General features: G+C 30.6%; 16 protein-coding genes and 1 pseudogene. 2 read left to right on the forward strand and 15 right to left on the reverse strand.

The annotated features are described in order from the left end of the window. Nucleotides 1-13 precede the first annotated feature (13 nt). From A0083_RS08295 to A0083_RS05110, 11 genes and pseudogenes are all read right to left on the reverse strand, one after another. Nucleotides 14-685 (reverse strand): annotated as a pseudogene (locus A0083_RS08295) (methyl-accepting chemotaxis protein); the annotation flags it as partial. Nucleotides 686-1,402: 717 nt separating this feature from the next. Beyond that, nucleotides 1,403-1,894 carry a PAS domain-containing protein gene (locus tag A0083_RS05065; protein ID WP_197552573.1) on the reverse strand — a complete coding sequence of 164 codons (492 nt, stop codon included), beginning with the start codon at nucleotides 1,892-1,894 and terminating at the stop codon, nucleotides 1,403-1,405. An 83-nt stretch (nucleotides 1,895-1,977) separates the two neighbouring features. Then, entirely contained in the window at nucleotides 1,978-2,469 is a 492-nt protein-coding gene (locus A0083_RS05070) for a PAS domain-containing protein (protein WP_197552575.1), read from the reverse strand. 48 nt (nucleotides 2,470-2,517) lie between these two features. Further along, the gene (gene ilvA, locus A0083_RS05075) at nucleotides 2,518-3,729 is read right to left on the reverse strand and encodes a threonine ammonia-lyase (RefSeq protein WP_197552577.1); all 1,212 of its coding nucleotides are present in this window, start codon (nucleotides 3,727-3,729) and stop codon (nucleotides 2,518-2,520) included. A gap of 5 nt (nucleotides 3,730-3,734) precedes the next feature. Further along, a complete protein-coding gene (locus A0083_RS05080) occupies nucleotides 3,735-4,094 on the reverse strand; it encodes a CoA-binding protein (RefSeq protein WP_120759303.1) in 360 nt (119 codons plus the stop codon). 69 nt (nucleotides 4,095-4,163) lie between these two features. Next, a complete protein-coding gene (locus A0083_RS05085; RefSeq protein ID WP_197552579.1) occupies nucleotides 4,164-5,345 on the reverse strand; it encodes an MFS transporter in 1,182 nt (393 codons plus the stop codon). A gap of 13 nt (nucleotides 5,346-5,358) precedes the next feature. Continuing rightward, nucleotides 5,359-5,778 carry a MarR family winged helix-turn-helix transcriptional regulator gene (locus A0083_RS05090; protein ID WP_332089118.1) on the reverse strand — a complete coding sequence of 140 codons (420 nt, stop codon included), beginning with the start codon at nucleotides 5,776-5,778 and terminating at the stop codon, nucleotides 5,359-5,361. Nucleotides 5,779-5,836: 58 nt separating this feature from the next. Further along, nucleotides 5,837-6,877 (reverse strand): tRNA (uridine(54)-C5)-methyltransferase TrmA, encoded by a 1,041-nt coding sequence (trmA, locus tag A0083_RS05095; RefSeq protein ID WP_197552583.1) that lies wholly within the window; start codon nucleotides 6,875-6,877, stop codon nucleotides 5,837-5,839. Further along, complete coding sequence (locus tag A0083_RS05100) at nucleotides 6,877-8,589, reverse strand: Na+/H+ antiporter NhaC family protein (protein ID WP_120759267.1); 1,713 nt, start codon at nucleotides 8,587-8,589, stop codon at nucleotides 6,877-6,879. Before A0083_RS05100 ends, trmA begins: the two co-directional genes overlap by 1 nt. A gap of 16 nt (nucleotides 8,590-8,605) precedes the next feature. Next, a complete protein-coding gene (locus A0083_RS05105) occupies nucleotides 8,606-9,352 on the reverse strand; it encodes an SDR family NAD(P)-dependent oxidoreductase (protein ID WP_197552584.1) in 747 nt (248 codons plus the stop codon). Continuing rightward, entirely contained in the window at nucleotides 9,349-10,596 is a 1,248-nt protein-coding gene (locus A0083_RS05110) for an ankyrin repeat domain-containing protein (protein WP_197552586.1), read from the reverse strand. The genes A0083_RS05105 and A0083_RS05110 overlap by 4 nt, the downstream gene beginning before the upstream one ends. A 109-nt stretch (nucleotides 10,597-10,705) precedes the next feature. On the opposite strand from A0083_RS05110, the gene A0083_RS05115 reads away from it, so the two are divergent. Both A0083_RS05115 and A0083_RS05120 read left to right on the forward strand, forming a co-directional pair. Next, complete coding sequence (locus A0083_RS05115) at nucleotides 10,706-11,158, forward strand: methylated-DNA--[protein]-cysteine S-methyltransferase (RefSeq protein ID WP_197552588.1); 453 nt, start codon at nucleotides 10,706-10,708, stop codon at nucleotides 11,156-11,158. Further along, on the forward strand, nucleotides 11,158-12,036 hold the full coding sequence (locus A0083_RS05120) for an EamA family transporter (protein ID WP_197552590.1): 879 nt from the start codon (nucleotides 11,158-11,160) through the stop codon (nucleotides 12,034-12,036). The genes A0083_RS05115 and A0083_RS05120 overlap by 1 nt, the downstream gene beginning before the upstream one ends. Here the strand turns inward: A0083_RS05120 and truA are convergent. Genes truA through uppS form a run of 4 tightly spaced genes read right to left on the reverse strand, consistent with a single transcriptional unit; the run spans nucleotide 11,990 to nucleotide 15,160 of the window. Beyond that, the gene (gene truA, locus A0083_RS05125; RefSeq protein WP_197552592.1) at nucleotides 11,990-12,724 is read right to left on the reverse strand and encodes a tRNA pseudouridine(38-40) synthase TruA; all 735 of its coding nucleotides are present in this window, start codon (nucleotides 12,722-12,724) and stop codon (nucleotides 11,990-11,992) included. The two genes, A0083_RS05120 and truA, sit on opposite strands and share 47 nt — an antisense overlap. Beyond that, the gene (locus A0083_RS05130; protein ID WP_120759277.1) at nucleotides 12,724-13,749 is read right to left on the reverse strand and encodes an LptF/LptG family permease; all 1,026 of its coding nucleotides are present in this window, start codon (nucleotides 13,747-13,749) and stop codon (nucleotides 12,724-12,726) included. Before A0083_RS05130 ends, truA begins: the two co-directional genes overlap by 1 nt. Beyond that, nucleotides 13,746-14,495 (reverse strand): prepilin peptidase, encoded by a 750-nt coding sequence (locus tag A0083_RS05135; protein ID WP_197552594.1) that lies wholly within the window; start codon nucleotides 14,493-14,495, stop codon nucleotides 13,746-13,748. Before A0083_RS05135 ends, A0083_RS05130 begins: the two co-directional genes overlap by 4 nt. Beyond that, nucleotides 14,492-15,160 carry a polyprenyl diphosphate synthase gene (uppS, locus tag A0083_RS05140; protein WP_197552596.1) on the reverse strand — a complete coding sequence of 223 codons (669 nt, stop codon included), beginning with the start codon at nucleotides 15,158-15,160 and terminating at the stop codon, nucleotides 14,492-14,494. The genes A0083_RS05135 and uppS overlap by 4 nt, the downstream gene beginning before the upstream one ends.

Here is a 15,160-nt window from a genome sequence, read left to right on the forward strand (position 1 = left end):
AAACTAGAAGCTCTTAAGCTTCTAGTTTATCCATGATAATCTTACTTTCTTTTTCTAATTCTTGTATGTCGCCTATAATGCAATCATAATCATTTTTACTTATATTATCTTTCTTAGAAAGCTCAACTGCTTTATTTGCAACATTTTGTATCAACTGACTTTTAGCTTCTAACTCTCTAGGTGGAATCAAAGGACAGAAAATGCTTTTTGCATCTTCATCTTTACATAAAGTAGAAATAGGATCTAAATTTTGAAGTCTATCTTGAGAACCATTAAGTGTTAAATATACATCAGATTTATATAAAATATGATCTATCTTCATAGCAGAAAGAGTTAAATCTGAAGCAAAGCTAACAAAATCTTCCCCTAAACGCAAGCTTTTATCTTCAAGATCTTTAAATGCTTGACTAAAGTCCAAAATTTTCGCATCAGAAGAGCTTGCAATACCATAAACCTTTTCACTATTTTCTTGTATTGATCCAATTTCTTGATTCATAACTTGAATCGCTAGAGTAATCTCACCTGTTGCTTTTTGAGTTTTTTCAGCAAGTTGTCTCACCTCATCAGCAACCACCGCAAAACCACGTCCATGCTCTCCTGCTCTAGCAGCTTCTATAGCAGCATTTAAAGCAAGTAAATTAGTTTGATCTGCAATATCTCTAATAACTTCAACAATTGCATTGATATTTTGTGAGTTAGAAGCAAAAGTATCTACAGCATTTTTACTTTCATTTGCAACTTGCATCATAAATCCTATAGACTCTTGCAAACCACCAATCTCAATACCATTTTTTTGCGCAGTATCAGAAATAAGCTTCACATCTTGAAAAACTCTTCTCATAAGTTTAATGATTGCATTAAGATTAGTAGATAATTTTAGCAAGTTTTGATTTTGACTGTTTAGGCTTAAATCCATAAGCTCTCTAGATAGTGCATTTTTAAACACCATTTTACCAGTCTTTTCTATTTCATCTAAAGCTTTATTAATAAAGTTGATATTATGCACAAAAATACCTTTTAAGCCCTCAGGAATAGCTCTTCTAAAATACTCACCTTTTTGTGAACAAGCAATTGAAGTATTAATTTCTCTTAAATAAGCTTCTAGGCCATCTATGGTATTATTAAGATTGTCTGCAATTTCTTTAAATTTTTTATTGTAACATTTGATATAAACAATTCTAGAATCAAAATTTCCATTTTTAAGCTCTCTACTAAGATCTAAAATTTTATCACTGAATTGTTCTTCTTTTCTTAAAATAACTAAGGCACATCCAAGCAAAACAAATAAAATCAAAAAAAATCCAAATGAAACATGCTCTGCAAAATACAAAGAGCTCCCACAAGCCAATATGCTTAAACCAGCACCAATAAGTAAAATATTTTTCATTAAAAATCCTTTTAATTATTTTTGGATACTCATCATTAATTCATTATAAGTCATTCCGTAAGATTTCACCACTGCATTTAGTTCCTCAAGCCCTGCTTTTATACCATTATCCTTTTCTTTTCTCAAAAGAACTTTATAAATTTCCTCAATTGTTTTTACGGCTTCTATTTTCGGTTTTCTTCTCACCGAATAATAATTTAAAATATTTCCACTTGCATCACACGAAGCAGTAACATTTGCAAATACCCAGTAATAATCATTGAATTTTGTTTTATTTTTAACAAAAGCAAAAACTTCTTTTTTCTGCTGGATATTATCCCATAAATATTTAAAAACCGTCCTAGGCATGTCTGCATGACGCATAATGCTGTGGGGTTTATATAAAATCTCATCGATTTTATAATCAGAGTAATTTAAAAAATCCTCATTAGCATAGATAATCTCACCTCTTAAGTTTGTCTTTGATGTAATCAAAACATCTGAAGTTAAAACTTTTTCCGAAGACATATACAGCCCCTTAGTTCAAAATTAAAAGTGTGTGATTATATCTCAAACGAAAAAAATATTTTTTAAATAATTTTTTATCAAATTCATTTTTGTAGCTCTAAAATGAGCTGATTATAACTCATACCATAAGAATTTACTATTTTTACGAGCTCATCAACCCCTGCTTTAATACCACCATTTTGCTCAGCCTCTAAAAGAATTTTATACACTTGCTCTATAGTGGGTATAGCTTCTCTTTTAGGTTTTCTTCTAACCGAATAATAATTAATAATATTCCCTTGCGAATCAAAAGAAGCTGTAACATTTGTAAAAACCCAGTAATAATCATTTTGCTTGGTTTTATTTTTTACAAAAGCAAATATTTCCTTGCCATCTTGTATATAATCCCATAAGCACTTAAAAACTGTTTTTGGCATATCAGGATGACGAACGATATTATGTGGTTTATATAAAATTTCCTGCATTTTATAACCCGCATATTTTAAAAAATCATCATTAGCATATATAATATCGCCCTTTAAATCTGTTTTAGAGGTTATGAGTGTATCTGGCTCTAGAATTTTTTCTCGCGACATTGACATCCTTAATTGTGATTTTATTTATAATGCATTATATTTCATTTATTATAAAATTTCGTTAAAATTAAATCCCTTTTCAAAAAGAATTTTTCGAACCAATTCTTGATGTTCTTTACCCTTTGTCTCTAAAGTGATAGAAATCATTGCATCGCCGTAGTCTAATTTAGTAGAAAATCTATCATAATCAATTTTGACTATATTTGCTTTAGCTTCTTTTATAGCATCACTTAAGGCACTCAATGCCCCTGGTTTATCGATTAAGGTTACATTAATGTGCATTTTTCTAAAGGCTTTAAATAAACCTTTTTCTATGATGATATTTAGCATTTGCACATCGATATTACCACCACTTAAAATCACACCAATTTTCTTATGCTCTTTTAAATTTATCTTTTTATGCAATAATGCAGCTACCGCTGAAGCTCCTGCGCCCTCAACGGTTAGTTTATGTTTTTCAAGCAAATACAACACCGCATTTGCAATTTCCTCATCATCTACTTGGATAAAATCATCCACACACTCAAGAATAATATCAAAGTTGATTTTATTCACATCACGCACCGCAATACCATCAGCTATAGTTCTAACTGATTTTGAATTAATAATTTGTTTATTTTTATAACTTTCATACATTGCAGGAGCACCCTTAGCGCTCACTCCTATGACTTTTATATTGGGATTAATTTGCTTTGCAGCACTTGCTACACCACTAATTAAACCCCCACCTCCAACTGGTGCTAGTATCATATCTAAATCGCTAATCTCATCAAGCATTTCAAGCATCAAAGTACCCTGTCCTGCCATAATGCTTTCGTTTTCAAAAGGATGGATAAAATTTAAATTATACTCTTTGGCATAATTTAATGCATAAGCATAAGCCTCATCAAAGTTATCACCCTTTAAAATCACCTTTGCACCTAAATTTTTAGTCGCACTTACTTTTAACAAAGGGGTTGCCTCAGGCATTACAATCACTGCCTCTATACCAAATTTTCTTGCACTAATAGCTACGCCTTGTGCGTGATTTCCTGCACTAGCAGCAATCACACCTGCTTGTTTTTGCTCATTAGATAAATTAGCTATTGTATTATATGCACCTCGAATTTTATAAGCGCCTGTTTTTTGCAAATTCTCGCACTTTAAAAATATATCTGCATTTAAATATTCACTTAAAAATGAAGAATGCACAAAAGGAGTTTTTAATACAAAATCTGCGATCTTTTGCTTAGCTTGATAAATTTTATTTAATTCAATCATGGATTTTACCTTTTTTGTAGTTCGATTTTTATACAACGATCTTGAACGCAATTTATACCATATTTTTGACATTTTTGCATGATTTCATCATTCATAATACCAAGTTGCATCCAAAAATTCTTAATATTTTTCGCCAAAAGATCTTCAAAAAGTTCATTAGCATAACTTGCCTTTCGAAACATTACAACTGTATCAATTTCATCAGGAATTTCTTTTAAACTTCGGTAAACCTTTTCGTTTAAAATAAAATCTTCTTTAGGGTAAATAGGATAAATCTTATAGTTTAAATTTTGTAAATACTGGCTTACAAAATGCGAAGCCTTTGTTTTGTTAGGACTAAGCCCTACTACTGCGATATTTTGCATAGAGCTTAGTATTTTTTCTATCTCATACAATGCTTTTCCTTTTTTTAAAGCATTGTATCTAAAATTATATTAACAAGTAGATTTTTTAACAATTAATAAATAATATAAAGCCATAGCAATGGCAACTAAAACTATACAAAGTGCATAAACATTAGCAAAACCTATACTTGGCTCGATAATACCAAGCAAATAAGGGCTTACCCCTATTCCAAAATCTAAAGCAATAAAAAAAGTAGAATTAGCCAAACCCATTTTTTCCTTAGGGGCAAGTTTTATAGCCAGAGCTTGAGCGCTTGAAGCTGCATTTGCATAACCCAAGGCACAAAAAATTCCAGCAAGAATAATCATCAAAAAGTTTTGCGCAAAAGCAAGTAAAAGCAAACATACTATAAAACTACAAAAAGAAAAAAACATGATAATGTTAGGTCCATACTGATCAAAAACTTTGCCAGCAATAGGTCTAAACACCATAGAAAAACTCGCATAAACAACAAAAAACATCGAACCAGCAAAGCTTAAATTCAAACTTTGAGTATAAGCACTCATATAAGCGATTATTGCTCCAAAAGGACATGCAAAAATAAAAGTCACCAAAGCTAGTCCTAATACTGACTTTTCAAAATAATGATAAATGCTAAATTTTCTTTTACCATGATGATGGTGGTGATGTTTTTTAAATCTTCTTACTTTTAAAAAGATCGATAAAATTAAAGCCAAAACTATACTTGCACAGGCAATCAAAAAGCTTAATTGAAATTCATTGATAGAGTCAAGTTTTATAGCCAAAAAAGGTCCCAAAGCCGAAGTTAAAACTACACTTGTAGCGTAATAACCTATACCAATTCCCCTTTTATTACTAGGGATAATCCTCGCAATAGCCGCGCCACACGCACAAGAACAAACCCCATAACATGCCCCTGCCAAAAAACGAATTAAAATCAAAAAATAAATATTATAAAATTTCAAATACATCAAATTCACACACAAATAAACCAAAAGTGAGATAACGATCACTTTTTTAATGTTGATATTGTCAATAATTGAGCCAAAATAAAGCCTTGAAAGTAAAGCTCCTATAACAAATGCACCCATAATAAGACCTGCTGTGCTAGTTTGAAGATTTAAAACACCTAAAACATAATCTGTACAAGATATGGTACTCATATAAAATACAAGACAAATCGCAAAATTAATACCAAAAATACAGAAAAAATTTACATTAAATAAATTATACTTTTTACTAAGACCCATGAAAAAACCTTTCTTAAATTTTTTCATTGATATAATCAAGTAATTTTAAAAGCTTTTCTTGATCTTGAATATTCAATATACTTAAAATCTCTTTTTCGTATTCTCTTATACAAATGTTAGCATCATGATATACTTGCATGCCATTAGTGCTAAGTGTGATGATTTTCTCTCTTTTATCATCAGATTTTAGAAAATCAATATACCCAAGTTTTGCTAATTTAGACACCGCTCTTGAAAGCAAAGCTTTATCCATTTGATAATACTCACAAATTGGAGCTAAAGCACTATTTTGATGATAATTCAAATAAACAAAAACCCTCCAATCACTCGACTTTAAACCAAAAGGCTCTAAAATTTCATTAATCCTATGGAGTATTTTTCTATTAGTATAAGTAATTTTTTGAAAAAAAATGAGAAATCCTTTGTAAAAAATTAATTGATTAAATCAACTATTTATATAGTAGCAAAGCTTATATAAATTCTAACTTATATTAAGCTTTTTTTCTTAAATAAACTCCACATTCAAGATGAGGAGTGTTGGCAAATTGATCAAAAAACGCAAAATGCACAATTTCATGACTTTGACATAAAATTTCAAGATTTTCTTTTAAACTCACAGGATTACAAGATATATAAATAATATACTCATAATGTTTAATAAGCTCCATTACGCTTAGATCAAGCCCTACTCTTGGAGGATCAACCAAAACATGAGAAAACCCAAAAGCGTCTAGATCAATCCCTTTTAAGCGATTAAATTCTCTTTCTTTTTTTAAAGCTTGGCTTAGTTCTTCACTAGAAAGTCTTGTAAAGTTTATATTTTCAATAGCATTTAAAGTGCAATTTCTCAATGCAAATTCAATGTTTTTCTTAGAAATTTCAGTTGCCAAGACTTGATTAAAATACTGCGCCAAAGCAATGGTAAAATTTCCATATCCACAATAAAGCTCTAACAAATCTTGTTTAAAATCATCTTGAATACAAGCTATCACCCATTCTATCATTTTTTCATTGATGAAAGTATTAGGCTGAATAAAACAGTCATTGTTAAACTCATACTTTACTTCTTTGGAGTTAATACTCAATACCTGTTCTAATCGCTCTTCTTTAAAAACAAGTTTCTTTCCCCTGCTTCTTGCTATAAGCTTGAGGTTTAATCTTGTAGATAATTCTTGCAAATCATGTATAATGGTTTCGATATTTTTATGATAAAGCAAGGTTACACTTAAATCCAACTTAGTCGCTAAAAATTCCACTCCAAAAAGCTTATGTTTTAAATTCTCATTTAAATTTTGCAACAAAATAGGCATAAATTTTTGAATTTTTTCATCAGCTATATCAAAATTTGTAATAGGAACTTTCTTTTTATCCTCATGCATTGCATAGGTAATTTCTCCATTTTCATGATGATATATAGAAAATTCAGCTCTAGTTCTATAAGCTTTTAATGGAGAACTAAAGCATTGAATTTCTTGATCAAAAAATGAAGAAAACAATGCTTGATTTAAAGCAACCTTTTCTTCAAAATGCATTAAGCATCTACCTTTTTACCAACTACATAAAGCAAGGCTACCATTGCTACAATACCAAATGCAAGTCCAAGCCATACATTCAACCCTAATGCCACTGGTAAATAACCACAAAGTATACTAATAGCACAAACACTCAAAGCATAAGGCATTTGCGTACTAACATGCGCCAAAAGATCGCACTTGCTTCCCATAGAAGAAAGAATGGTCGTATCAGAAATTGGCGAACAATGATCTCCAAAAATCGCTCCTGTTAGCACACCTGAAATGTTAATAATCATATACTGGTGTAATTCTAAGCCACTTAAGTCATTATGCACCCCAACAGCCATCGCCAAAGGAATAGCCAAAGGCATTAAAATACCCATGGTACCATAACTAGTTCCTGTTGAAAAAGAAATGATAGAAGCAAAAATAAAAATTGCAGTTGGCAATAAATAAATAGGTGTTTTATCCGAAAAAAGATCGATTAAATACTTAGAAGTCCCAAGATCTTTAATCACAGAAGCAAGCGACCACGCACAAAGTAAAATAATTACCGTCATAATCATCGTTCTCCAACCATGTGTCCAAACCGCAATTGCCTCTTTTAGAGTAAAGATTTTTCTATACATTCCTAAAATAATCGCCACTATAGTTGCTAAAAGTGCTGCTTGAAACAATACCACAGAAGCATCTGCTGCACCAAAAGTTTCTCTAAAAGCAAACAAACTAAGCGGGGCAGCATCAATTTGCGCTTTAATGCTTGCATCATCTAAAGCATTATAACCACTAAAATAAAAACCTATAAAAGAAAATACAATTAACACAGCCAAAGGAATGATCGCATTTGAAGCTTGTAATTTTACATGTTCTTTTGGTTCCAATACTTTATCTTCTATATTATCAATTTGCTCATGTCCATGAGAAAATTTACCCGCTCTAGCTCGAAGTTCTGCTTTTAGCATAGGCCCAAATTCTCTACCTGTATAAATTGTCAAAACAACAAAAATCAACATAAAAAGATTATAAAATCTATAAGGCAAGGTTTGTACAAAAATTTCAAAAGCGTTGATTTCTTCTTTAGCTATGCCAAGGTGAGCAAAAGTTGCATTATCAATCAAATCATAACCACTACGAATAAGTGAAATTTCAAGCCCAATCCAAGTAGAAATAATAGCAAGACCAGTAATTGGTGCTGCAGTAGCATCCATAATAAAGGCGAGTTTTTCACGACTTACTCTAAATTTATCAGTAACTGGACGCATGATAGGTCCTACGATCAAAGAGTTAGCATAATCATCAAAGAAAATAAAAATTCCCATACACCAAGTAGCAAATTGTGAACTTTTTGCCTGTTTAGCCTTAGTAGAAAGCCAAACTGCAACCGCTTTTGTACCACCTGTTTTGGTAATGAGTGCTACAACTCCACCTATCGTTAAAACTTGAAGTAAAATACCTGCATTACCTGGACTAGCCATAGCGTTTACCACTTTAGAAATAAACCCTGTAAAAGAAGCGATAATAGCATGATAAATACTATTTTCAACAAGTCCTAACATAAAAGTACCACTTAATGCACCAATAAACAGTGAAAGCACCACATCTTTAGTGATAAAAGCTAAAATAATAGCTATCACAGGTGGCAAAAGTGTCCAAGCTCCAAAAAGATGTGCATTTGCTTGTGCATCAGCAAACAAAAACAAAGGAGCTAGTAATAAATAAAAAATTTTCATATTTTTCCTTAAATTTTTATATTTTTTCGCTAAAAGTACCTGCCCAAGTTTGGGTCACAGGCATTAGTTCTATTTCATTGATATTGATGTGTTCTGGCAAAGAAATGACGAAAGTTATTATCTTTGCGATATCTTTTGCTTGAATGTATTTGGTGTTTTCATACACACCATCAGCTTTTTTTACATCACCTTTAAATCTCACCTCGCTAAACTCAGTTTTACAAAGTCCTGGCGCGATATTGGTTACTTTAATATTACTTCCACGTAAATCCGTTCTTAGAGCTTTAGAAAATTGCGCCACAAAAGCCTTAGTTCCACAATAAACATTACCTCCATAATAAGGCACATTTGCAGCAATAGAACCAAGGTTGATCACATGAGCATTTTGCATTTTTCTCATCAAAGGTAAAACTGCTCTTGCAATATACAAAAAGCCTTTGATATTAGTATCAATCATAGTTTCAATATCTTCTATGTCCAAAGAATCAAATTCATCCAATCCTAAAGCAAGGCCCGCATTATTAACTAACAATGAAATGTTTGTAAGTTCTTGAGGTAGCTTATCGATTGCATTAAAAACAGCTTGTTTATCTCTTACATCAAGTACGATAGGATGCACTTTATCCCCATAAAGCTCTTGCAACTTATGTAGTCTTTCTTCACGCCTTGCAATAGCTATAACTTTATAGTCAAGCTCGACTAAAGCCTTTAAAGTTTCTAAACCAAACCCAGAACTCACCCCTGTTATCAAAGCAATTTTCATGGCTGCGCCTCTTCATATAACATTAAATTTTCATTCTCTTTTAAACCAATTTTTCTTAAATACTTAGCATTTTGTTCTTTTTTTGCTATCAGCGCAAAATCAAGTGCATTAAAACCTAGATCATCTATTTCTTTATAGTTTGCTTTATAATCAATCAATAATTTAAGCATTTTTACATCTGCATAATTTGCCGCATGCATAAAGATATTTTTAGAAGTATGCTCCAATGCACACAAAGTAATGAAATATGGGGTATTATTTCCCATATTAGCAATAGATAGTTTCTCATTATCATTGATGTATTTTTGATTTACATTAGCTCCATTTTCAAGCAAAAGCTTTGCTACCTTGTAGTTATTATATTCTACCGCATAAAATAACGGAGTTTTTCCAAAAGAGTTTTTATAATCAATCTCGGCTTTATTATCTAATAAAACTTTTACATTGTTTGCATTATCTAAAGCAAAAAACAAAGCTGACTCATAGCCCTCATTAATCTTTGCACCAAGCTTGATAAATTCCGCAATAATCTCACTTTCTCTATTATTTAACAGTGCAGATTTAAAGCCATTGTTTAATTCTAGATTGCTAATTTTCTTACTATAAATATACTCTTTAATCTGATCTAAAGAATTATTTTTATTTGCAACAAATTTTTCAAAATCTGAAATATCTTTAAAAATTTTAGTCTCACCCACAGCCCAATTTAAAAATTCGTTCAATGCATTACTTGCATAATATATCGCACTTGCCTTATCCAAGTGAAATTCATCTTGAAAGTATTTAGTCAACGGATTGATAGCGCTATTGTATTCTTTCCAAAATTCTTTAAAGAGCTTAAAATTTCCTATGCTTTGGTAAGCCCAAAATCTAAAATAAGCTTTGAGCTTTGAAAATTTTTCTTCCGACAAAACAGGATCTTGTAGATCTTTTTGATAAGCATTTGGATCAAGTGCAATTTTTAATAATTTAAAATCAAATTTTCTTAAATCACTAAAATACTCCCCGCCCATACAAGCACTATTGCTTCCTCTAATTTCATTAGCAAGCGCATAAAGTTTTTTTGTGATAGAATTATTTTTTAAAGAAATCTTACAGTTTAAATCTACCTGTGTAAAATCTTGCGTATTTTCAGGTTTAAATTCCTTAAAAAAATCATTTTTGTTTTCTTTTACGTATTCACAGCTATACTCCAAAGCTAAAACATGAAAACTAAATACTAAACATAACAGTAAAATTCTCAAACAGAATCCTTGAATATAAATTAAATTACTATTTTAACTAAATTTTTGCTTTAATAACAATTAATTAATTTAAAATTCATACAATGATCTGTTTAAAATAAGGAAAAAAATGTATCAAAGTTTTTACAAGGCTGATTTTGCTTATATTATCCTACAATGCACTGAAAATGCATTGTTTAGCGTTGATTTTAGTACAAAAAAACCTAACCTTAGCAAGCAAAAACACCTTATTTTAGACCAAGCTTTAGAAGAATTAGATCTTTATTTTAAGAAAAAAATTTTTCATTTTAATACCCCACTAACTTCACATGGTAGTGCTTTTGAGCAAAAAGTTTACCAAAGTTTAGTTCAAATTCCTTATGGCAAGACTAGAACCTACCAAGAAATAGCTTGTCAAATCAACCATCCAAAAGCCTTTAGGGCTGTAGCAAATGCAAATGCAAAAAACCAACTTGCTATTTTCATTCCATGCCATAGAGTAGTCGCAAAACACCACCTTAGTGGTTACAATGGCGGGGTATTCATCAAAGAATTTTTATTAAAATTAGAAGGTGCTTTATAATGCCAAGTTTATTACTAGCAAGCTTTATATGGGCTTTTTCATTTCCTTTAATAGGACATTTTATTACTTTAGAAATGGATAGTTTTTTTGCTGCTTTTGCAAAAGTATTTTTATCATTGTTGGTTTTCATTCCCTTTTTAAATTTCAAAATCGATACAAATTTAAAACTCAAACTCATCGCCATTGGTGCCTTGCAACTTGGCGTGATGAATTTGTTTTATTATCATTCTTTTTTATATCTTAGTGTAAGCGAAGTGGCTCTTTTTACTATTTTCACTCCTTTTTATGTCGTTTTATTTTATGGATTATTTTCAAAGAATATTAGATATTGGTATTTTATCAGTATTTTTGTCTGTGTTTTAGGCGCCTTTATAGTAAAATTTGACAATATCAATTCAAACTTTTTATATGGATTTTTACTCATACAAGGAGCAAATTTAGTATTTGGTGCAGGACAAAGTTTCTATAAAATTTTACTTGAAAATCATACACACTTAAGCCAAAAAGAAGCATTTGCATATTTTTATCTAGGTGCGATCTGTATCACCTTACCTGCCTTTTTAATCTTTGGAGACTATAACAACTTACCATCTAATCTTGGTTCTTGGGTAGCTCTGATCTATCTTGGCACCATTGCTTCAGGACTAGGTTATTTTTTATGGAACAAAGGTTCTACTGAAGTAGACAGTGGGGTTTTAGCTTTAATGAATAATGCAATTATACCTATTAGTATTTTTATCAACATGAGTATTTTTGGGGTAGATGTAGAAATTTTACCTTTTTGTATAGGTTCTTTGATTATTCTTTTATCTTTTTTTGTGCATAAAAAAATCATGCATTATTATGATAAGAAATCTTACTCAAATACAAACCACTAGCAGGAGCCAAAAACCTACAATGAGCTTTTTTAGTACTAATTTGCTCTAAAAGCTCACTTTGGCTCATTTTACCTTCAAGCACCCTTAAAATACTAGCAACCATCATTCGAATTTGCGATCTTAAAAAACCATTTGCTTCAAAATACAAAATCGTATGGTTTTTATATGTATAAATTCTCGTTTTATACATTTTTCTTATACTTGTTTTGGTGTCAGAACCTTCTTTTTGAAAAAGTTTAAAATCAAGCTCTCCTTCAAACATAGATATAATTTTTTGAGCTAATTGCAAGTCAATCTTAGGGTAAAAATGCACATAAGAAGCTAAAAAAGGGTTATATTTTTCATGGCTTAAAATATATCGATAAGCCCTTTTTTTCACATCAAAACGAACTTGAAAATCATCTTGAACCTTTTGAATATGCTTTATATGTATGTATGGATGTGCAAAATGATTGATTTTATTTTTTAGATACGATAAATCCTTAAAATACTCCCCTGCTTTCACACAAGCAACTGCGTTAAAAGCATGAACGCCTTTATCGGTTCTAGAAGCAAACAAAGGCTTATCATAAATTCCCAAATGCGACAAAGCCTGTGCTAAAGTATCTTGCACGCTATGTTTATGCGGCTGTGTAGCAGAGCCTTGAAATTTCGATCCATCATATGAAAAGGTAAGTTTTAAAAGCATTAGTATTTGCTTACGATTTTCTTTTTAAAATAAAACAAAGAACTTACCAAAAAACTTAAAAAAATCACCGCAATAGCTACAAATGGAGGATTATAAAAACTAATCAAAAGTGTAAAATACGCAAAAATAATCACAAAAATACCCAAATAAGCAAAACCTTTTTCATAACGATAAGTTACAATGCCAAAAGACAAGGCAAAAAACACACTCGCCAAAGGAAATAATGCGATTAAAGTATAAATCACAAATTCTTTTGCCTTTTCTTTATTGCTTGTCACATCAGACCAATACCCATAAAAACTTTGCGTACTTAAGTCTTTAGAAGAAATTTTGCTTTTAATCAAAAGATTTTTAAAACTAGAAATATGCCAATTATCCTCTTTAATCTCATAAGCCTTTCCCTCATCAAGCCTAAAAGTAATCACCCCCTCATCTGTTTGAAGTTTACCCTCTTTAGCAATGATAATTTGCTCTTTATCTTGTGGACTTTTCTTTGGATGATACATAATGATATTTTTATAAATATCATCTAGATTTTTAGCATCGATAAAAACAAGCCATTCGCCATATCTTTGACCAAATTCTCCAGTTTTTATACTCACCTTGGCACTGATTTTTTTATAATCAACAAAATTATCAAAAAGTTCAAAAGAAATTGGTATAAAAACCAAAACTACCGTAAGCATAAAGGCACTAATTAAAGCGGCAATTTTAGCAAAAAAACTCGCTATCATACTAGGTGCTATACTTAAAGCAAACAACACAGTACTTTCATTTTCTCTTGAAAGTCTATAAAATGCCAAAGTCAAAGCAATAAAAAATGATATAGGTAAGGTGAAAATCAAAATCTTTGGCAGTAAAAGCACATAAAGTTTAATTAGTTCAAAAAAAGTTATCTCGATATAAGCTGTGATTTTTGCAAGTTGTATAAAAAATATAATAGAAACAATAATAAATAAAGTAAAAAACAAAGATAACATCGTACTTAAAAATTGATTGAGTAAATACTTATAAACTAGTTTCATACTATACTTTCTATGCTAAGATTGATCAAAATTCCAAAAAACAAAAAAGGAATCATAGGCATTTGATAATCTTTTTTGGCTACTTTAATAAAAGCTAAAAGGCTTAAACAACAAGCTATAAATAAAATCAAAAATCCTTTTTCATAGCCAAAAATTCCAAAAATCAAAGCTATAATTATAACATCACCTTCCCCTAAACTTTCTAAAATTTCATCTCTTTTTTTAAAATTTTTAACAAAATTAATCACACTTTTAAGTAAAAATACCAAGCCTGCGCCAAAACACACCCTAAATAAAAAACCTTCTTGAAAATACATAAAATCAAAGTCATTATTTTGCAAAAAATCAAAGTAAAAAGCTAATATAAACAAAAGCCAAAGCCAAATTTCACTCACTGCTTTGATCAAATAATCCATCCATGAAAGCACTAAAAACACAGCTAAAATGCAGGCAAAAATAATACTTTTCAAAAAATCATCAAAAAGATAAAATGCATACATAAATAAACATGCGCAAATTAACTCATTGAAAGGATACATATAAGAAATTTTTCTCTCACAAAAAGCACATTTTCCTTTTAAAAATACAAAAGAAACAATAGGGATTAAATGATAAAATTTCAAAGGGTGTTTACACTTGGGGCATTTTGACCGCGAACTTACGATGCTTTCCTTGCTAATGCTCCTCAAAATTACAACATTGGCAAAAGACCCCACACAAAGACCAAGCAAAAAGAAAAAAATCATTTACCAAAGGTTCTTTTGCGCTTTTTAAATTCACCAATAATATTTGCGATTTCTTTTTTAGTTAGTGCTGGAAATAAAGTCTGACTAAAGTAAATTTCTGCATAGCTTGACTGCCATAATAAAAAATTAGAAATACGCTTTGCACTTCCAACTCTTAAAAACAAATCCACATCTTCACTTAAATCCAAATGGGCTTGTATATTTGCTTCATTGATTTCAAGATTTTTTTCAAGCACCCTTTTAACCGCTCTTACTATTTCATCTTTACCCCCATAAGAAATAGCCAAATTCACGCACAATTTCTCATGAGCTTGGGTTTGTTCTTGAAAATGATGTATTTTTTGCAAAGTCAATTCATCTAAAAGGCTTAAATTTCCTATAGCCTTAAAACGCACTTCATTGGCAATAAATTTTGGCAAAGACTCATCTAAATATTTATTTAGTAATTTAAAAAGAAATTCCACTTCTTCTTTAGGTCTTTGCCAATTTTCTGTACTAAAAGCATAAAGGGTTAAATTTTGAATTTTCTCATCAATGCAAACTTCTATTATCTTTTCTACAACCTTTGCACCATGACTATATCCTATTTTTTCCAAAAGTCCATTTTTTCTTGCCCATCTTCTATTGCCATCCATTACCACAGCAAGATGTTTTAGTTCATTCAT

The organism is Campylobacter sp. 2014D-0216 (assembly GCF_014931215.1).
GTDB lineage: Bacteria > Campylobacterota > Campylobacteria > Campylobacterales > Campylobacteraceae > Campylobacter_D.